Genomic DNA, 19,574 nt, shown 5'->3' with positions numbered 1-19,574 from the left:
AGTTATAGCCACCCCGGCCACGGGCCGGGGCACTGTGTTTTTCGAAAGCTTACTGCTCACCGAGCTTCATGCTGGGATCATAATCCTTGCCGTGCACGGTCTTCACCACGGCCTGGCCGCAATAAAGCTTGTTCTCGGCCACGTTGAACGTGTGGGTCGGCGAACCGTGCAGTTCCCAGCCCTTGTTGAGGGCATCCGTCACGCGGTGGCAAAAGCTGGAATCATCCGGGCCAGTGAGGAAGCGGTAGACTTTCATGGATTTGTCTTTCTCTGCTGAATGAAGTGAACCTGTGCGAGAAGCCGTGTCGCCTGCTCCAGATGCAGGCGCTCGACCATCCGACCCTCGATATTGATGACGTTGAGCTCCGCCGCCTGCGGTTCATTGAAGGCAGATACGATCGCCTCAGCGTCCGCGATCTCCTGATCGGAAGGACCGAATGTCTGGTTGGCGGGCTCGATCTGCGCCGGGTGGATCAGCATCTTCCCGTCAAACCCCATTTCACGACCCTGCTGGCATTCCAGCATAAAGGTATCAGTGTCGCGAAAATCGTTGAAGACGCTGTCGATCACATCAAGGCCGTAGGCTCTCGCCGCCAGCACCACCTGCATCATCCAGGGCACGAGGTAGACCCGGCCGGGTCTTGGCGGAACGCGCGTTTCCTTGCGCAGGTCGTTGAGGCCCAGCACGAGACAATCCAGCCGATCGGCTGCCTGATGACGGGAGGCTGCAATCGAAGTCGCATTCATCACGCCCTCTGCCGTTTCCATCATGGCCCAGAGACGAACGGACGGTGGCGCTCCCTTTTGATCCAATGCAGCCTGCGCATCCTGAAGATCCCGCGCACGGCTCACCTTGGGCAAGAGCAGCGCATCAGGCTTGAGGCTCACCACCAGATCAAGATCTTCAAGGCCAAATTCGGAAGACAGCGCATTGATGCGGATAATGGCCTCGCAGTCCCTCAGAGGCGTCTCACGAAAGAACTGGCGCAGATTGTCGCGGGCTTGCCCCTTTTTCTCCGGTGCCACGGAATCTTCCAGATCGAAGATTACAGCATCGCAGTCGAGGGAATGAACTTTTTCCAGCGCACGGCGGTTAATGGCCGGAACGCTTAAGGCAGACCGCCTGACGCGGATCGGAGAAGGCATCGCGATAGACATCGCGGCTTTGTGACAAGCTTTGTGATGAGACGCAATAGCGCAGAGAGCCGAAAGCTCTTGCAAGACTCACTGGAAAGCCCCACATTTCCTGAGAGAAGAAAGGTTTTAAACCATGCAGAATATTCGTGCCCTGTTCATCGCCATGGCCGGCATCGCTGCGATTTGCGCTCTTGTCGTCCTGACAGCCTCCGTCACCATTGCCTTTGCAGGCATGCTGGCTGTCTTTACGGTTGTCAAAGCGCTCACACCGCGTCACAAGCCTGCTCCCGTGCGGGCCAAGTCCAAGGCTGGCGAGCGGGACATGCGCGTCTGGAACGACGGCCGCGGCACGATCATCGACATGTGATGTGAGCGCAAAGTCGCGAAACACATGATTTTTCGGCGCCGGTGCCTAAGCCGGCGTACCGTTTGACCGGAAATTGCCCTTCAAATCTCCCAGATTTTAGTCTATTCCAGCCCCGCGTATAAGAAACGCTTAAGGGCAGATCATGGAAAAATTCGTCAAGCTTACCGGCGTTGCTGCGCCGCTTCCCGTTGTCAACATCGACACGGACATGATCATTCCGAAGGATTACCTGAAGACGATCAAGCGCACCGGTCTTGGAAAGGGCCTCTTTGCAGAGGCACGTTATTTCGAAGATGGTTCCGTCAATCCTGATTTCGTGCTGAACAAGCCGCAGTACCAGAGCGCCAAAATCCTGGTCGCCGGTGACAATTTCGGCTGCGGCTCCTCGCGCGAGCATGCGCCGTGGGCGCTTCTGGATTTCGGCATTCGCTGCGTCATCTCCACCTCCTTCGCGGACATCTTTTACAATAACTGCTTCAAGAACGGCATCCTGCCGATCGTCGTGCCGCAGGAAGACCTCGATAAGCTGATGGACGATGCCTCGCGCGGCTCCAATGCCGTGCTGACAATCGATCTCGAAGCTCAGGAGATTTCGGGCCCGGATGGCGGCAAGATCCATTTCGACATCGACCCTGCCCGCAAGCACATCATGCTGGAAGGTCTGGACGATATCGCCACCACGCTGAAGAGCGATGGCGCCATTGCCAGCTTCGAAAGCAAGGTACAGGCAGAACGTCCCTGGCTTTAAAAATGCGAAAGAGGCCGGTTTCCCCCGGCCTCTTTCGCATTTCATCTGCGGCCTCGTCCCGCGGCGGGTTCGGACGAGGCTGACTTGCGTGGCATCGCGCGCGCATTCATGAACCCGCTTGACGCTTAGGATCCCATTTCATGTCTCATTCGCTTTTCCTTCTCCCGGGCGACGGCATCGGCCCGGAGGCCATGGCGGAAGTCCGCAAGATCATCAACTACATGAACAGCGCCTTGAATACCGGCTTCGTCACGGATGAAGGCCTGGTCGGCGGCTGTGCCTATGATGCGCATGGCGCGGCAATCTCCGAAGAAGACATGGCAAAGGCAAAGGCCGCTGATGCCGTGCTGTTCGGCGCCGTGGGTGGCCCGAAGTGGGATGCGGTTCCTTACGAAGTTCGCCCGGAAGCCGGCCTTCTGCGCCTGCGCAAGGATCTGGAGCTGTTTGCCAACCTGCGTCCGGCCATCTGCTATCCAGCGCTCGCCAGTGCCTCTTCGCTGAAGCCGGAACTGGTCGAAGGCCTTGATATCCTCATCATTCGCGAACTGACGGGTGGCGTCTATTTCGGTGAGCCCAAGACGATCACGGATCTCGGCAATGGCCAGAAGCGCGCCATCGACACGCAGGTCTATGACACCTACGAAATCGAGCGCATCTCATCCGTCGCATTTGAAATGGCCCGTACGCGCAAGAATGCCGTTTGCTCCATGGAAAAGCGCAACGTCATGAAGTCGGGTGTGCTCTGGAACCAGGTGGTAACAGAAACGCACAAGGCAAAGTTCTCGGACGTGAAGCTGGAGCACATGCTGGCCGATGCAGGCGGCATGCAGTTGGTGCGCGCGCCGAAGCAGTTCGACGTGATCGTCACCGACAACCTGTTCGGCGACATGCTCTCAGACGTAGCGGCCATGCTGACCGGTTCTCTCGGCATGCTGCCGTCTGCATCGCTTGGCGCACCGGATCCGAAGACCGGCAAGCGCAAGGCGCTTTACGAGCCGGTCCATGGTTCGGCGCCTGACATTGCCGGCCAGGGCATTGCCAACCCGATTGCCATGATCGCATCCTTTGCCATGTGCCTGCGCTACTCCTTCAACATGGTTGCGGAAGCGGATCGCCTTGAAAAGGCCATCGCCAATGTCCTCGACAAGGGCATCCGCACCGGCGACATCATGAGCGAAGGCGCAACCAAGGTCGGCACGTCGGAAATGGGCGACGCCATTCTGGAAGAGTTCAAGGCGCTATCTGCCTAGAGCCTGTCAGGGTTAAATATGAGTTCTAATCATGCCCCGCCTTGTGCGGGGCATTTTTGTATGATTCTCTGCAAAAGGCCTATCATCGTTGTCATAATTCTTTGATACTCTTTCCCAACTCCCAGGGGGAAAAGGCCATGTGGAACAAACTGAAGCATCGTTATTTGCGTCACCGCTCGCAGTGTCCGGTTAAGCTTCACGGTTCCTTCCTTGCAATAGCATTCAACTTAGTGGTGATTGCGTTTTTCATTATCGATGTTCCGGTTGCGAACTATGTCGCAGGATCAATGCGCACGTTCGGCCCAATCGCAGCCATGATCACTGATTTTGGTAAGTCTGGCTGGATCCTCATAGCAGCGGCCCTGATCTTCATCGAAGCCCAGGCGCTCTGTCGCGTGACCTCCTGCCTCAAGTCGCGATTCCGGGCGATGATCGTCGGCCAGACAGCCGCCTATCTTTTCTTCACGGTGGCAGCGTCCGGCCTTCTCGCCAACCTGATCAAGCGGATCATCGGACGGGCACGCCCCCTGCATCTGAATGAACTGGGTTTCATGGATTTTTCGCCGCTGCGCGGCAGCGCAGAGTTTGAAAGCTTCCCGTCGGGGCACTCCACCACCGTTGGCGCCTTGATGATGGCCATGGCCCTTCTAGCGCCTGCCTACCGCACACTGTTTCTTATCTTGGCCATCTGGCTCGGCCTCACGCGCGTGCTAGTCGGCGCCCACTATACAAGCGATGTGATTGCGGGCCTCGCCTTCGGCGGCTGGTTCTCGGTCATGACCGCCATCCTTTTTGCACGCTGCGGCATCCTCTTCCGCGAAAACGGAGATCGCTTTCCGGTTCTGCGTCGTAGCCTGCCAATCGCTCCGGTCATAACGGCATCTGCAAAAGAAAAGCTCAGCGCCGACCCCAAGCGAAAGCCGCTCGCTTCGTCCCTGAGCTTCCGTTCAAAGGTCGAGGCTTGAGCAGAGCCCATATTCGGCTGCCCCCTAAGCACACGACAACCCGGCATGTTTCCATGCCGGGTTTGTTTTTGGATCGAGAGTTATTTTCAAAGATCGAACGGAACGTGTCTCACTCCGCGTGAATGTCGCGGTCCTTCGTTTCCGGCAGGAAGATCAGGCCGATGATCAGCGTGATTCCTGCAAAGACGATCGGATACCAGAGGCCGTAATAGATATCGCCTTTGGCGGCGCTCATCGCAAAGGCCGTTGCCGGAAGGAGTCCGCCGAACCAGCCGTTACCAATGTGATACGGCAGCGACATGCCCGTGTAGCGGATGCGCGTAGGGAAGAGCTCGACCAGAAGGGCTGCAATCGGGCCGTAAACCATAGTCACGTAGATCACGAGAACCGTCAGGATCGCAATCAGGCTCACCCAGTTTACCCGGGCCGGATCAGCCGTCATGGTGAAGGCACCGGAGTTCGGGATGGTGTAGACCGCCATATCGGTTACACCCTTGGCTTCGTCAGCCGTGAGCAGCTTCTGTGATACCAGGTCCGCACTCGATACAGTGGCCTTGGTGCCGCTGGAGCGGATCGCTGCGGCATCCAGCTTCAGTTCGGGATTGGCGGCAACGAAGGCATCAAGCTTGGCATCCGGAACCTTGGAGGCTGCCCGCGCCAGGGGATACCCATTGGCCTGAAGGGCAATATTGATCTGCTTTTCGAACTTCGGGCCAAGAGCCTTGGCCTGATCGCCGGCAGCAACAGCATCGTAGCTGGCAACGGTGGCGTCACCGATCTTGACGGCAGCAGGACTACCGGCAGGACCTGCCACGACATCATAGGGAACGGAGTTGCGGGTCAGATACGACGTTGCGATATCGCAGGAGGTGGTGAACTTTGCCGTGCCCGTCGGGTTGAACTGGAATTTGCAATCCGATGGATCAGCGGTGACGGTAGCACGAACAGTGGCCTGAGCTTCTGCGAGTGCCGGATTACCGGCCCAGGTCATCGCCTTGAACAGGGGGAAGTAGGTGAGCATGGCAAGGAACAGGCCCGCCATGATGATAGGCTTGCGACCGATCTTGTCGGAAAGCCAGCCGAAGAACACGAAGAAGCCGGTGCCTATGGCAAGCGAAGCCGCAACCATGATGTTGGCAGACTGGCCGTCGATCTTCAGAATGTTCTGCAGGAAGAACAGGGCATAGAATTGGCCCGAATACCAGACAACAGCCTGGCCGACGACGGCACCGAGAAGTGCGAGAATGGCGATTTTGGCATTCTTCCACTGGCCGAAAGCTTCCGTGAGCGGCGCCTTGGAGCCCTTGCCCTCTTCCTTCATCTTCTTGAACGCAGGCGATTCGTTCATCTTCATGCGGATCCAGACGGATACGCCAAGAAGCACGACCGAGACCAGGAAAGGCACACGCCAGCCCCAGGCAGCGAAAGCTTCCTTGCCCAACGCGAACTGAACCAGAAGGATGACCAGCAGCGACAGGAACAGCCCAAGCGTCGCTGTGGTCTGGATCCAAGAGGTAAACAGGCCGCGCTTTCCGTGTGGCGCGTGTTCGGCCACATAAGTTGCGGCACCGCCATACTCCCCGCCAAGCGCCAGACCCTGCAGCATGCGCAGTACGATCAGGATGATCGGGGCGGCAATGCCAATGCTGGAAGCGCCAGGCAGAATACCAACCAGAAAGGTCGAAAGACCCATGATCAGGATCGTCACCAGGAAGGTGTATTTTCTGCCGACAAGGTCACCCAGCCGCCCGAAAACCAGCGCGCCGAACGGACGGACGAGAAAGCCCGCGGCAAAGGCCAGCAGTGCGAAGATATTGCGGGTGGTTTCAGGATATTGGCTGAAGAAGGTGGCGCCGATGTAAACTGCCAGCGACCCGTACAGATAGAAATCATACCATTCGAAAACGGTGCCAAGCGATGAGGCGAAAATAACCTTCCGCTCTTCGCCGGTCATCGCGCCGGATTTGTAACCGGACGTCGCTGCGACGTTTGCCATTGTCTGTCCTCCACAGAGTTGAGCAACGCCCCGTCCTATTTCCCCTCCTACTCTGGAAACTGGATGGAGCGCATTGGAGCAGACTGACAGAATTCCCTTGTGTGGGAGAGAGATGCTTTCGGCTTATGACTTTAGTCTAACGCCGTTAGCATTAAGCTTTACATTCCGGGGAATTGGGGTCCATCCCGATGAAATCGAAGAGAAGCTTTCGCGCTTCTGCCTCATCCTGCTGCCCGACAGCGAGCCTCAGCTGCGCCAGAGCCTCGTTGACATCGTGATGGGCAATCGCAGTTGCATCCGCCCGCAGGATTTTCGGGTGTTGCGTCTTCAGGGCATTCGCCATGTCGTAGAAGAGTTCCTCGAACAGCTTCTCGCCAGGGCGGCTTCCGGTAATCTTGATCTCGATGCCGCCATGCGGATTTTCCGCACTGCGCACCGTGAAACCGGCAAGCCGGATCATGTTCTCAGCCAGATCACCAATCCGGACCGGTTCGCCCATCTCCAGAAGAAAAATGTCTCCACCGGTGGAAAGCGCACTGGCCTGTACGATCAATTCCGCCGCTTCCTGAATGGACATGAAGTAGCGGCGCATATCCGGGTTGGTTACGGTAACAGGTCCGCCATGGGCGATCTGTTCCTTGAAGAGCGGCACGACTGAACCGTTGGAGCCCAACACATTGCCAAAGCGGACGGCGCAGAAATGCTTCTTCTTGCCAAGCGAGTTGGATTCCAATGCCTTCTGGCGAACAATAAGCTCCGCCCAGCGCTTGGTCGCGCCCATCACATTGGTGGGACGAACCGCCTTGTCCGAAGAGATCAGCACGAAATCGGTCACATCGGATTCGAACGCGATCTTCGCCACCGTTTCCGTTCCGAAGATATTGTTCTCGATCCCTTCCAGCGCATTGCCTTCCACCAGCGGCACATGCTTGTGGGCGGCCGCATGATAAAGCACCGTCACGCCATAACGGGTGATCGCGTCCCGCACCCGCATCTCGTTGGTGATGGAGCCCAGAACCGGCACGATCTCCAAGCCGCGGATGACGGATAATTCGCGCTCGATCTTGTAAAGGGCGAACTCGTTCGCCTCGAACAGGACAAGGCGCTTCGGCTTCCATTGTACAATCAGGCGACAGAGCTCCGAGCCGATCGACCCTCCCGCGCCTGTCACCATGATGAAGCGATCTTCCAGGATGCTCCCGATCAACTTCGGGTCCGGCGGCACGAAGGACCGGCCGAGAAGTTCGTCGATTTCGATTTCGCGGATCTGGTTCGCGAGGTAACGGCCATCCACCAGGTCGGTAATGTCGGGAACGGTGCGGATCTTTACACCAAGCCCGCTGATATTGCCGATAACGGACTTGCGACGGTCGGACGAGATCGAGGATAGCGAGAGAATGATTTCCTTGACGCCATACTGATCGATCAGGCGCGGCAGGATCGCCGGATTATAGACCCGGTAACCTCCGACATCGCGGCCGTGATGATCCGGATTTTCATCCAGCAGACCCACGACATAGCGATTGCCGGTGCCCCGAAGCGCCGTCGCCAGCTGGACGGAGGAGGAACTGGCGCCGTAGATCAGCACCGGCTGCTCGTCCCGGCGCATGCCGGTGCCGCTGCTTAAGACCAGCTTCGCCGCAAAGCGGCTGCCACCGATCAGGGACACGCCGATCGCGAAATAGAAGAACGGCACCGATCGCGGCACGATTCCGCGGCCAGCCATTTCCACGAGAAAGACCAGAAGCACCCAGAGCATGGTGGCTATCGCCATGGCCCGCAGGATGGTCCAGATGGCTGTATCCGGCAGATAACGAATGACAGCGCGATAAAGCCCAAGGCGAATGAAGACAGGAATGGCAACCATGGGGGCCATGACGCCCAGAAAGACGCGCTCGACAGTGACAGCCGGCATCCAAACGGCATACCGCAGGGCATAGCTTGCCCAAAGCGCAGCAATCAACGCCACCACATCAAAGCCGATCAGAATGATCCGCTTCCAGAAGCGGGGCATGGATTCGATCAGGTCACGCAGCAGGTTGATCATCGATTTCCAGTATGCATCGCAGGACGCGTTGATGTGGCTTTTGATCTTTTCATTCTGTCAGGGCTCAGACCTTGCACCCTCTACAGTTCGCCGAAGGCCTTCCGGAAATGCAATGGGCGGACTCCAGCCAAGAAGATCGCGTGTTTTGCCTATATCGACCTGTAGATTACCAAGCAAGCGCTCGGCATAGGAAGACTTGCCCAGAACAGAGGCCACCGCTCGTAAAAGCGCTGGAGGTATGGGCAGCTGAATGCCGCGAGCGTCCCGAAGCCGGCTCAGGTGCTGGAACAGTTCACGCGTGGAAGGATCATATCCGTCGCTGACCAGAAAAACTTCTCCCGCTGCGCGCGGATGATCGACAACGGCGCAAAGAAGATCGCAGAGATTGCCAACATAGACGAGCGAGCGGCTGTTGTTGCAGGCACCGAAAGGCGAAGGAATACCGCGTGCCGCCCAGCGCATCAGAGCGGCGAAATTCGCACCGACACCCGGCCCATGGACCAGCGGCGGCCGGACGATGACCACCTCCATACCGGTCTGCTTTGACAGCGCCAGAAGCGCCGCTTCAGCCTCCGCCTTCGAGACGCCATAGGGGTCTTCGGGTGCAGGCAGGTCATCTGCGTGGAAAGCCTGCCCTGCTTCGGTGCGCTCACCATTGACCTTCACAGAACTCACGAAGACAAAGCGCTTCACGCCGCTGGATACCGCCTGCCTCGCCAGCGACAGGGTCGTCTCAATATTCATGGCGCGGAAAGCTGACAGCGGATCATTCTCCGTCTCCTGCATGACGTGAACGCGGGCCGCGAGATGGATGATGCAGGTGACACCTTGCAACGCCGCTGACCAATCGGTCCCCGCAGACATCTCACCGATCGCCAGATGGCCTTGGCGCGGATGCCGGCTGATGGCGCGATACGCCAAGCCACGCTCACGCAGGAGAGCGCAAAGATGACGTCCGACAAAGCCGGTTGCACCGGTTACAAGGATCATTCAGGTTTTCCCCCGGCGGCAAACCCGCGACTACCGCAAGAGCCGACGATAAGCCTGCCAATGCGCATTTTCTGTGTCCGGAAGCCCGGCTCCCGCCCATAGAACCGCCGCCGAAATGACACCATAGACACAGATTACGATAGCCCAGGCCCAGACACTATCCGGCATGACGGCGGCAAGTGGAAAGAGAATGAAGAGATTAAGACAGGCAATCGAGGTCGAAACGGGCCTTGCCCCGCCGAAGCGTCGCGAAAGCCTCTGATAGGCATGCGAACGATGGGCTTCGGACAGGCGCTGTTTGCGCAGAAACCGGACCATCAGGGTGATCGTCGCATCACAGGCGAAGATGGAAGCAAGCAGCAGCCATTGCGGCAATGTCATCCAATCCGTCTGCATGGACATGAAAGCCGCCATGACGATGGTGAAGCCCAGGAAGGTACTTCCCGCATCCCCCATGAAGATGCGCGCGGGCGGCCAGTTGAAGGCCAGAAAAGCGAGGGTAGAGGCGGTAACGGCCGCCATCATCCACCAGATCCAAGTCTGCGATGCCTCGGCATCCCTTAACACGGAGATTACCAGAGCGGATAGCAACATAAAGACGGCTTGCTGCCCAGCAATCCCGTCGATACCGTCCATGAAGTTAAACAGGTTGACCCACCAGAGCCCACCGAGCAGAAGTAAGACGGCAGCAACAATTCCAAACAGCCCGCCGTCCGGTACGAGAATGGTTGTTGCATCCGCAAGAATAATGGCACCCGCAACCACGGCTGCCTGAACGATAAGGCGCACCTTCGCAGAGAGCGGACGCCAATCGTCGATCAAGCCAACAACAGCGATCAAAATTCCAAGCGCGAGCACGGCGCAACCATCAAGCTCAAGCCCTGGAAGAACCAGCCCGGCAAGTGTTGCGCCAATCACGATGCCAGTCCCGCCGCCGGTCGGGGTGGGGCGTGTATGCGAAGAACGCGCTACGGGGTCCTGAACAAGACCGAGTTCACGCGACTTTCTGATCAGGAGCGAGATGCAAAACGCACTCACACCGGCGGCGGCAATAAGGATGATCAGGTTGACGAGCATTGGACCCGCAGATGGTTGAAAGGGCTTGGCAAGCGGTAGCGGTCGCACCATCCCTTGTCCAGCCGATCACGCACTGAAAAGACAAGAGCTTGACTTGGCCACGAAATCTTCTAATGACTTCGCGCGAAGGGAAGCAACAATGGTTCGCAGCGACACATCCATCGCCGCCTCACATGCTCTGGCAGGTTACGCCGGAATGAGCGCCCCTTTGTCCGTATCTTCCAAAACGATGGCCAAAACGACGACGAAAACCGTCTGACGTCTCTGGCCCACCGCTCTCTCCCCGGTACGGCCGGGGATCAGGAACCTGAGGCACATTGTGCCGGTTCCGCCCTCCAGTCCCGAGGAGAGAAGAGAAAGAGAGCAGTATTATGGGTTTCAAGATTGCAGTCGTGGGCGCTACCGGCAATGTCGGCCGGGAGATGCTGAATATCCTGTCTGAACGCGGCTTCCCGGCTTCTGAAGTCGTCGCACTGGCATCGGCACGCAGCCAGGGCACGGAAGTCTCCTTCGGCGATAAGACGCTGAAGGTCTCCAACCTCGAAAACTACGATTTCTCCGACACCGACATCTGCCTGATGTCCGCTGGCGGCACGATTTCGCAGAAGTGGTCCCCGAAGATCGGCGCCCAGGGCTGCGTCGTCATCGATAACTCGTCCGCTTGGCGCTACGATTCGGAAGTGCCATTGATCGTGCCGGAAGTGAACCCGGATGCGGTCGCGGGCTTTACCAAGAAGAACATCATTGCAAACCCGAATTGCTCGACCGCGCAGCTCGTCGTGGCGCTGAAGCCGCTGCATGACTTCGCCAAGATCAAGCGCGTCGTGGTCTCCACCTATCAGTCCGTTTCCGGCGCCGGCAAGGAAGGCATGGACGAGCTCTTCACCCAGACGCGCGCTGTCTTCGTGGCCGACCCGGTCGAGTCGAAGAAGTTCACCAAGCGCATCGCCTTCAACGTAATCCCGCACATCGACGTGTTCATGGAAGACGGCTACACCAAGGAAGAGTGGAAGGTTCTGGCGGAAACCAAGAAGATGCTGGACCCGAAGATCAAGGTCACCTGCACTGCCGTGCGCGTGCCCGTCTTCATCGGCCACTCGGAATCGGTCAACATCGAGTTTGAGAACGAGATCACCGCCGACCAGGCCCGTGACATCCTGCGCGAAGCGCCCGGTTGCCTCGTGGTCGACAAGCAGGAAAACGGCGGCTACGTCACGCCGGTCGAATGCGCCGGCGAAGATGCGACCTATATCTCCCGTATTCGCGAAGACGCGACGGTAGAAAACGGCCTCAACATGTGGGTGGTTTCGGACAACCTGCGCAAGGGTGCTGCCCTCAACGCCGTTCAGATTGCCGAGCTTCTGGTCAATCGCGGTCTGATCAAGCCGCGCAAGCAGGCGGCCTGATACCATTTGGTAAGCATAATGAATTAAAGCCTCGCCTGATAGGCGGGGTTTTCCGTTCTTGAAGACCAGTCACGAACAGTTCATGTTCGCGACAATTGTGCTCTTTCGGGACACTCGCCATAAGAGACCGGTTTTCGGCTGTGCAGAGGAGCACAGCCGGTCAGAGGATGGGACGCAAGGATGATCAGAAAGTTACTCGCAGGCTCGGCGGCTGCCGTGATGCTGTTCAACGTGAGCGTGGCGGAAGCTGCATCCTGCGGCAATGATGGTTCGGGCTTTCCCCGCTGGCTGGAGGACTTCAAGCGCGAGGCGCCGTCCAAGGGTATCCCGGCCGCTGTCGTGGATCGCGCTTTGTCGGGTGCCATCTACAATCGTCCGACCATCCGTGCCGATCGTGGCCAGAAGAGCTTCAAACTCTCCTTCGACGAATTCATGAAGAAGCGCGGCGGCCAGGCGATCATCTCGCGCGGCAAGAGCGTCAAGTCCGCCAATGCTGCTCTGTTTGCCAGTATCGAGCGCCGCTTTGGCGTTCCGGCCGGTCCTCTGATTGCCATCTGGGGCATGGAAACTGGTTTCGGCAGCTATATGGGCGACCAGCCGACGCTGTCCGCTGTTGCAACGCTTGCCTATGACTGCCGTCGTTCGGCCTACTTTACCGAGCAGCTTTATGCAGCCTTGCAGCTCGTGGCACGCGGCGACCTGAGCCCTTCGGCCAAGGGTGCTGCCCATGGCGAGATCGGCCAGACGCAGTTCCTGCCGCTCAACGTCATCCGCTACGGTGCCGATGGCGATGGCGATGGTCACATCAACCTCGTCAATTCCCGCGCGGACGCGCTGGCCTCCACCGCCAACTTCCTCGTCGGCCATGGCTGGAAGCCAGGTCAAGGCTATCAGCAGGGCCAGCCAAACTTCGTGGCGATCCAGGGCTGGAATGCGGCAACCGTGTACCAGCAGGCCATCGCCTATATCGGCGCACAGATCGACGGCCGCTGAGATCAATTTCAGGACTGTTTGAGAGCGCGTCTTCCGATCAGGAGGCGCGCTTTTTATGCGGATGTAGGGACAGGCAATTCGACGGTCGGACGAATGAAATCGCCGGTCTTGCTGTCCATGATCCAAAGCTCGCCGGTGGAAATATCGAACCAGGCGCCATGCACGCGCATGCGGCCCTTTTCCTCCAGGATACGCACGCAAGGGAACGTCCGAAGGTTGGCGATCGAGTTGCGGATGGACACGCGCTCAAGAGCCGTCTGGCGCTCGGACTGGGTCATCACGTCCGTGCTTGGGATCTGCTCCGCGGTCGGGCGCAGAAGGCCCATCCATTTGCCAATGAAGTCTCCGGGTGACAGCGGCTCGTCCATGGGATCGAGTGCCGCCTGGATGCCGCCGCAGCGGCCGTGGCCCATGACAACGATGTCACGAACTTTCAGAACCTGAACCGCATATTCGAGCGCAGCCGACGTCGCGTGATACTGGCCATCCGGCTCGTAGGGCGGCACGAGATTGGCAACATTGCGAATGACGAAGAGCTCGCCCGGCCCTGCATCGAAGATAGTTTCTGGGGCAGCACGGGAGTCGCAACAGGCAACGACCAGCGTGTGCGGCTTCTGCCCGGTTTCGGCAAGCGTGCGATAACGCTGGCTCTCCCCGCTATAGCGGCCGCTCATGAAACTATCGTAGCCGGTGAGAAGTGATCGCGGGAAGTCTGTCATAGGCAGTGCTTACTCCCACAGGGGACCAATATCAACCTTGATCGCCATCAGCGACGAACGCGCTGCAGCGGATGAATGAGGTGGCGCATCTGCACCATGGCCATGGGGGTCACCAGGCTTGAGGCATCCATGGCCAGCTTCATTTCGTCATCGCCGCGCTTGGCGCTGCGAGCGAGAACTTCGTAAACGCTTGCCGTCGCCAATTGCAATGCCTTCTCCTCATCCAGCCCCGAGAGCAGGCGCGCCAGGAAAAGAGCGGCCAGAAGATCGCCGGAACCGTTCGGCGCCTTCTCGATCAGCCGGTGCTCGGCCAGAAGCGCATGCTTGCCGGTGAGATAAAGATTACCTGTACCGCCTGCCATCATCGAGATGGCTGATGTTACCAGCATGCGCGGCGGTCCAAGCGCGATGGCAGCCTCCATGATGGCTGTGTTGCTGTCCAGGGCGGCCCCGGCCATCCAAGCCAGCTCATGCCGATTGGGGGTGGCAAGCGATGCCAGCGGGATCAGGTGATCACGGATCGCCTCCGCCGTTGCCTGAGGCACATAAAGACCGCCCGTATCGCCCATCACGGGATCGCAGACATAGAGCAGGCTATCATTCTTTTCCTTCATCGCCTGGATAAGCCGGGCTACTGCAAGCGGCTGTGAGGAGTGCCCGAAATAACCTGTCAGGACCGCGCCGACCTCAGCGAGCCACGGCGCGGCCAACAAGTCATCAATGACGCGCCCGAATTCATCTTCCGGGAAAACCATCCGGGTGGAACGCCCGTGGCCGGGGTGCCACGGCAGTACGACCGTCGGCAAGGCCCAGACGGAAAAGCCGGATGTCTCCAGCGCGAAGACGGCGGCGCGATTTCCCACCGATCCGCGCACCACGTGACTGGAAATGACGAGAACGGTTTTTTGGGAATCTGACATGTTTTTGGACCAAACTGCAAAATACTAATCGATTTTAGCGCGGAGCCGTCAAGAATTCGCACAGAAACCATGCTTATCTTGGTCGTAACAGGCCTGCAAAGCGATTACGACGCTGATGTTGGTTCCAAAGCCGGACATGGTGAGGATCCTCGTGAAGGATACGAACCATATAAATATATCGGGAGGTAAGGCATGGTGGCAAAACAAAATCCGAAACGGGAAAAACAGATCCAGATCGCGACCGGTTTGATTGAAGGCGGACCCAAGGGTACGGCACTTGATCCGGCGATCCTGTTTGGACGGGCAAGCAATGACGATCTGGCAGCCTATACGCCGGACATGTTGGCGGCCTCTGCCGTGCATGCCGCCTCCGAGCTCGCGGCCTGGAACGGAGAGGCGCCGCGGATCACCATTGCTCATGTCGAGGGCGTCGCGCCCGGCGGAAATCCTGTCTCTGTACTGACGGTCATCGACCGAGACATGCCCTTCCTCTTCGATTCCGTCATGGGTGAAGTAACGAGCACCTATCGTGACATTTCGCTTGCCGTCCATCCAATCCTCAACGTAGAGCCGGGCCAGAAGCCAAGCCTCTATTCGCACGATCGCAACCAGGCCGGCGGGCAGCATGTCAGCCTGATCCAGATCCATCTCGCGCCACTCACCGAAGATCAGGTCAAGGCGCTCATCGAGCGGCTTCGTCTAGTGCTGGATGGCGTGCACTCCGCCATAAGTGACTGGAAGCCCATGCTGGAGCTTCTGGATGCAGCCATGACCGGGTTGCCTGTCAACGGTCAGGGGCGCCGCAAGGGCGATCGCGACGAGGCAGTCGACTTCCTAGAATGGCTGCGCAGCGGCAACTTCATCTTCCTCGGCATGCGCGAATACGTTTACTCCGGTGAGGGCGACAGCGCGACCGTCGAGCGCGGCAAGGGCCGCGGTCTCGGCATCTTGTCCAATCCCGATGTACTTGTTCTGCGCCAGGGCAAAGATGCCGTCACCACGACGCCGGAAATCCTTCAGTTCCTGCAGGGGCCGGATCTGCTGATCGTTACCAAGGCCAATGTGAAGTCGGTCGTTCATCGCCGCGCCTATATGGATTATGTCGGCGTCAAGCGCTTCGATGCCAATGGCAAGGTGACGGGGGAACTGCGCATTGTCGGCCTATTCGCTGCGACCGCCTATTCCCATTCCGTCCGCGAAATCCCGCTGCTGCGTGCGAAAGCTGCCCGTATCGACGACCATTTCGGTTTCGATCCGCTGAGTCACTCGGGCCGCATGCTGCAGAACACGCTGGAATCCTATCCGCGCGATGATCTCTTCCAGATCGACACAGATCTCCTGGCGCGCTACTGCGAACAGATCATGGAACTCGCCGAGCGGCCGCGCGTGCGCGTGCTGGCGCGTATCGACCATTTCGACCGCTTCGTCTCCGTCATCGTCTACGTCCCGCGCGAGAACTATAATTCGGTCGTCCGCGAGAAGATCTCCGCCTATCTGGCAAAGGTCTACGAAGGGCATATCTCTGCCTATTACCCCGCCTTCCCCGAGGGTGGCACGGCCCGGGTCCACATCATCGTCGGTCGCCGTACGGAAAAGACCCCGCGCATTCCGCAAGCCAAGCTTGAAGAGGCGATCCGCGCCATTTCCACGCCTTGGGAAGAGCGGTTTGCCGCGCTTGCCGGCACCGGTGCCTTGCGTCTTGAAACAACCTTCGCCTTCCAGGAAGCCTTCACGCCCGAAGAAACTGTAGCGGATCTTCCGCATCTGGCTGCCTGCGCTGCCGGCGAACCGATCCGTATCCACCTTTACGAGCGGCAGGTCGAAGACAAGCGGATCCTTTCACTGAAGATCTTCCACGCAGAAGGCCATCTGGCCCTGTCTCGCCGCGTACCCCTCCTGGAAAATCTCGGCTTCCAGGTGGTGAGCGAACGGACGTTCGACCTCAGCCTGCCCGATAGCGGCAAACGACTGGTACTGCACGACATGGAACTGGAGCTTCCGGCCGGTCGCAACGTTGATGTCGCCAAGCAAGGCAAGCTGCTGGAAGAAGCCTTCCTGGCGGCCTTCAGCGGCACGGTCGATAATGACAGCTTCAACCGTCTGGTATTGCTGACCGGTCTTTCGGCCCGTGAGGTCACGGTCATCCGCTCCTATGCCCGCTATCTGCGCCAGGTTGGCATTGTCTACTCGCAGGAGCACATCGCAGACACGCTGACGCGCTACCCCGACATCACACGGCGGATCTTTGCGCTCTTCCAGGATGGCTTCAACCCGGCTCTGGCCGAGCGCCAGCGGGAGAAGAAGCTGACCGAGCATCATGGCGCCATCGAAGAAGCCCTGAGTGCGGTTCCGAACCTAGACGACGACCGCACGCTGCGCCGCTATGTCAACGTGATCGATGCGACGCTGCGCACCAACTATTTCCAGACCGGCGAGGATGGCGGGCCAAAGCCGATCCTGGCTTTCAAGCTCGATCCGCACCTGGTGGAAGGCCTGCCAGAGCCCCGGCCGTTCCGCGAAATCTTCGTCTACGGCACCGAGGTGGAAGGCGTGCATCTGCGCTTCGGCAAGGTGGCGCGCGGCGGTCTGCGCTGGTCGGATCGCGGCGAGGATTACCGGACCGAGGTCCTCGGTCTCGTGAAGGCGCAGCAGGTGAAGAACGCCGTGATCGTGCCGGTTGGCGCGAAGGGCGGCTTTTTCCCGAAGAAGCTCCCCTCGCCTGCCCAGCGCGATGCCTTCTTCAACGCCGGCAAGGAAGCCTACAAGGCCTTTATCCGCACGCTTTTGTCGATCACCGATAACATCGTGGCCGGTGAGGTGGCAGGCCCCGCCGACACGCTGCGGATCGACGGTGACGATCCCTATTTCGTCGTCGCGGCCGACAAGGGCACGGCTACCTTCTCCGACACGGCAAACGGCCTTGCGCAGGAAGCTGGCTTCTGGCTGGACGATGCCTTCGCCTCGGGCGGTTCCGCCGGCTACGACCACAAGAAAATGGGCATTACCGCACGCGGCGCCTGGGAAGCGGTCAAGCGCCACTTCCGTGAAATGAACGTGGACATCCAGACGACGCCGTTCACGGTAGCGGGCGTGGGTGACATGTCCGGCGACGTTTTCGGCAACGGCATGCTGTTGTCGCGCCAGATCCGCCTGATCGCGGCCTTCGACCATCGCGATATCTTCATCGATCCCAATCCGGATACGGAAAAGACCTTCCAGGAGCGTGAGCGGATGTTCAACCTGCCGCGCTCCAGCTGGCAGGATTTCGACCGCTCGGTTCTGTCGACCGGCGGCATGATCATTTCCCGAACGGAGAAATCGGTAAAGCTGACACCGGAGGCACAAGCCGCCATCGGCATCGACAAGGCCACCGCCACCCCGTTCGAGATCATGACCGCAATCCTGAAATCTCAGGTGGATCTGCTCTGGTTCGGCGGTATCGGCACCTATATCAAGGCCGTCTCCGAAACGGATGCGGAAGTGGGCGACCGCGCCAATGATCCGATCCGTATCGCAGCTGGCGACGTTCGTGCCAAGGTGATCGGCGAAGGCGCAAACCTTGGCGTGACGCAGAAGGGACGCATCGCCTACAGCCTTGCCGGCGGACGCTGCAATTCGGATGCCATCGACAACTCGGCGGGTGTGAACTCCTCCGACGTCGAGGTGAACATCAAGATTGCCTTGAGCCCTGCCATGCAGGATGGCCGCCTGCCGCGCGAAAAGCGCAACAAGTTGCTTGCCTCCATGACGGATGATGTCGCGGCCCTCGTTCTTCGCAACAACTACCTGCAATCGCTGGCGATTTCCCTGACGGCCCGCCAGGGCGCGCGCAACCGCGAGGAACTGTCGCGGCTGATGTCCGTGCTGGAAAGCCGTGGCGAGTTGAACCGCAAGGTGGAAACCCTGCCCGACGATGCAGAACTTGCCGACCGTTACGCAGCCGGCAAGCCGCTGACCCGGCCGGAAGTGGGCGTGCTGCTGTCCTATTCGAAGATCGTGCTGTTCAATGCTCTGGCCGCGAGCGATCTGCCGGATGACAGCTACTTCCGTCAGGTGCTGCTCGCCTACTTTCCGAAGGCGATGCAGAAGTCCTACACGGATGATATTCTCGCGCACCGCCTGAACCGGGAGATCGTCGCAACGGCACTCGCCAATGAGGTCATCAATCGTGGCGGACCGGGCTTTGCGCAGATGCTGAGCGACATATCGGGCGAGAGCCAGGTGAACGTCGTAAAAGGCGCCTTCATCGCCCGCGATGCCTTCGACCTGCCGCGCCTCTGGGCCGCTGTCGACGCGCTCGACGGGAAGCTCGATGGCGAGGTGCAGAATGATCTCTATGAACGGATTGGCGAAATCTTCGCCAGCGCGACGATCTTCGTCCTGCAGACGGGCCTTGTGACCGGTTCCATGGAAGAAGCCGTCAATGGCATCCGCGCCGCGATCAAGAGCCTGCGTGCTTCGATCGAAAAGAGCCTGGAGACCGGAGACGCCCCTCTGCCCGGCGTGCCCGCGGAACTGGCGCGCGAGCTGGAGCTTCTTCAGCGGCTGGTGCTGGTGCCGGAGATCATGCAGATTTCCGAGCGCAGCGGTGCCCCCATTGCGCGTGCAACGGAGGTCTATTTCGAGGTCACCGAAGCCTTCCGCGTCAACCGCTTCCTGGAGGCCCGCGAGCGCTTCGGCGCCGCCGACCACTACGAGAACCTGGCGCTGATCCGCAGCCTTCAGCAGATCGTGGCGGCCCGTCGCGACGTGGTGATCGCCGCACTCAACGCACACGGCAAGGAGCGCAAGCCGCTGGAAGCCTGGCTGGCGGGGGATCGCCTACGCCTCAACAGGCTCAGCAGCGAAATCCTGGCCCTCAGCGAGGGCAGCGAGGTGACCCTGCCGAAGATGATGGTGGCAGCGGGTCTCTTCAGCGACCTTGCCCGCAACGCGGTTCGGTGATCCAATGGCCTCCTC

15 protein-coding genes are annotated in these 19,574 nt (G+C 59.2%); 7 read left to right on the top strand and 8 right to left on the bottom strand.

What is annotated here, in order from left to right; translation table 11 throughout:
- Positions 1-49: 49 nt before the first annotated feature.
- Together Q2T52_RS22125 and Q2T52_RS22120 are read right to left on the bottom strand one after the other, a co-directional pair.
- Positions 50-256 (bottom strand): DUF1737 domain-containing protein, encoded by a 207-nt coding sequence (locus Q2T52_RS22125; RefSeq protein ID WP_302079054.1) that lies wholly within the window; start codon positions 254-256, stop codon positions 50-52.
- Positions 253-1,158, bottom strand: a complete 906-nt coding sequence (locus Q2T52_RS22120; protein WP_302079053.1) for an HpcH/HpaI aldolase/citrate lyase family protein — start codon at positions 1,156-1,158, stop codon at positions 253-255. Before Q2T52_RS22120 ends, Q2T52_RS22125 begins: the two co-directional genes overlap by 4 nt.
- 112 nt (positions 1,159-1,270) lie before the next feature.
- Between Q2T52_RS22120 and Q2T52_RS22115 the strand changes: the two genes are divergently transcribed.
- From Q2T52_RS22115 to Q2T52_RS22100, 4 genes are all read left to right on the top strand, one after another.
- Entirely contained in the window at positions 1,271-1,504 is a 234-nt protein-coding gene (locus tag Q2T52_RS22115) for a hypothetical protein (protein ID WP_302079052.1), read from the top strand.
- 142 nt (positions 1,505-1,646) lie between these two features.
- The gene (leuD, locus tag Q2T52_RS22110; protein WP_302079051.1) at positions 1,647-2,252 is read left to right on the top strand and encodes a 3-isopropylmalate dehydratase small subunit; all 606 of its coding nucleotides are present in this window, start codon (positions 1,647-1,649) and stop codon (positions 2,250-2,252) included.
- A gap of 140 nt (positions 2,253-2,392) precedes the next feature.
- A complete protein-coding gene (gene leuB, locus Q2T52_RS22105) occupies positions 2,393-3,502 on the top strand; it encodes a 3-isopropylmalate dehydrogenase (protein WP_302079050.1) in 1,110 nt (369 codons plus the stop codon).
- 41 nt (positions 3,503-3,543) lie between these two features.
- Entirely contained in the window at positions 3,544-4,467 is a 924-nt protein-coding gene (locus tag Q2T52_RS22100; RefSeq protein WP_302079049.1) for a phosphatase PAP2 family protein, read from the top strand.
- 109 nt (positions 4,468-4,576) lie between these two features.
- Here the strand turns inward: Q2T52_RS22100 and Q2T52_RS22095 are convergent, their stop codons facing one another.
- From Q2T52_RS22095 to Q2T52_RS22080, 4 genes are all read right to left on the bottom strand, one after another.
- Positions 4,577-6,463: an MFS transporter gene (locus Q2T52_RS22095; RefSeq protein ID WP_302079048.1), complete on the bottom strand. Its 1,887-nt coding sequence runs from the start codon at positions 6,461-6,463 to the stop codon at positions 4,577-4,579.
- 151 nt (positions 6,464-6,614) lie between these two features.
- Positions 6,615-8,510 carry a polysaccharide biosynthesis protein gene (locus Q2T52_RS22090; RefSeq protein WP_302079047.1) on the bottom strand — a complete coding sequence of 632 codons (1,896 nt, stop codon included), beginning with the start codon at positions 8,508-8,510 and terminating at the stop codon, positions 6,615-6,617.
- Positions 8,511-8,567: 57 nt separating this feature from the next.
- Positions 8,568-9,500 (bottom strand): NAD-dependent epimerase/dehydratase family protein, encoded by a 933-nt coding sequence (locus Q2T52_RS22085; protein WP_302079046.1) that lies wholly within the window; start codon positions 9,498-9,500, stop codon positions 8,568-8,570.
- Positions 9,501-9,530: 30 nt separating this feature from the next.
- On the bottom strand, positions 9,531-10,628 hold the full coding sequence (locus tag Q2T52_RS22080) for an MraY family glycosyltransferase (RefSeq protein WP_302079045.1): 1,098 nt from the start codon (positions 10,626-10,628) through the stop codon (positions 9,531-9,533).
- A 320-nt stretch (positions 10,629-10,948) separates the two neighbouring features.
- Here Q2T52_RS22080 and Q2T52_RS22075 point away from each other — a divergent pair, with 320 nt between their 5' ends.
- Together Q2T52_RS22075 and Q2T52_RS22070 are read left to right on the top strand one after the other, a co-directional pair.
- Positions 10,949-11,983: an aspartate-semialdehyde dehydrogenase gene (locus tag Q2T52_RS22075; RefSeq protein WP_302079044.1), complete on the top strand. Its 1,035-nt coding sequence runs from the start codon at positions 10,949-10,951 to the stop codon at positions 11,981-11,983.
- Positions 11,984-12,163: 180 nt separating this feature from the next.
- Positions 12,164-12,976 (top strand): lytic murein transglycosylase, encoded by an 813-nt coding sequence (locus Q2T52_RS22070; protein ID WP_302079043.1) that lies wholly within the window; start codon positions 12,164-12,166, stop codon positions 12,974-12,976.
- Positions 12,977-13,029: 53 nt separating this feature from the next.
- Here Q2T52_RS22070 and Q2T52_RS22065 read toward each other — a convergent pair whose 3' ends face one another.
- Together Q2T52_RS22065 and pdxY are read right to left on the bottom strand one after the other, a co-directional pair.
- Positions 13,030-13,695, bottom strand: a complete 666-nt coding sequence (locus tag Q2T52_RS22065; protein WP_302079042.1) for a carbonic anhydrase — start codon at positions 13,693-13,695, stop codon at positions 13,030-13,032.
- A gap of 47 nt (positions 13,696-13,742) precedes the next feature.
- The gene (gene pdxY / locus Q2T52_RS22060) at positions 13,743-14,615 is read right to left on the bottom strand and encodes a pyridoxal kinase PdxY (RefSeq protein WP_302079041.1); all 873 of its coding nucleotides are present in this window, start codon (positions 14,613-14,615) and stop codon (positions 13,743-13,745) included.
- Positions 14,616-14,807: 192 nt separating this feature from the next.
- On the opposite strand from pdxY, the gene Q2T52_RS22055 reads away from it, so the two are divergent.
- Entirely contained in the window at positions 14,808-19,559 is a 4,752-nt protein-coding gene (locus Q2T52_RS22055; RefSeq protein WP_302079040.1) for an NAD-glutamate dehydrogenase, read from the top strand.
- The last annotated feature ends 15 nt before the right edge of the window (positions 19,560-19,574 follow it).

Origin of the sequence: Rhizobium oryzicola (genome assembly GCF_030504645.1) — a bacterium.
GTDB lineage: Bacteria > Pseudomonadota > Alphaproteobacteria > Rhizobiales > Rhizobiaceae > Neorhizobium > Neorhizobium oryzicola.
The sequence above is the reverse complement of the archived record's forward strand: the minus strand, read 5'-3'. Positions and strand labels throughout refer to the sequence as shown.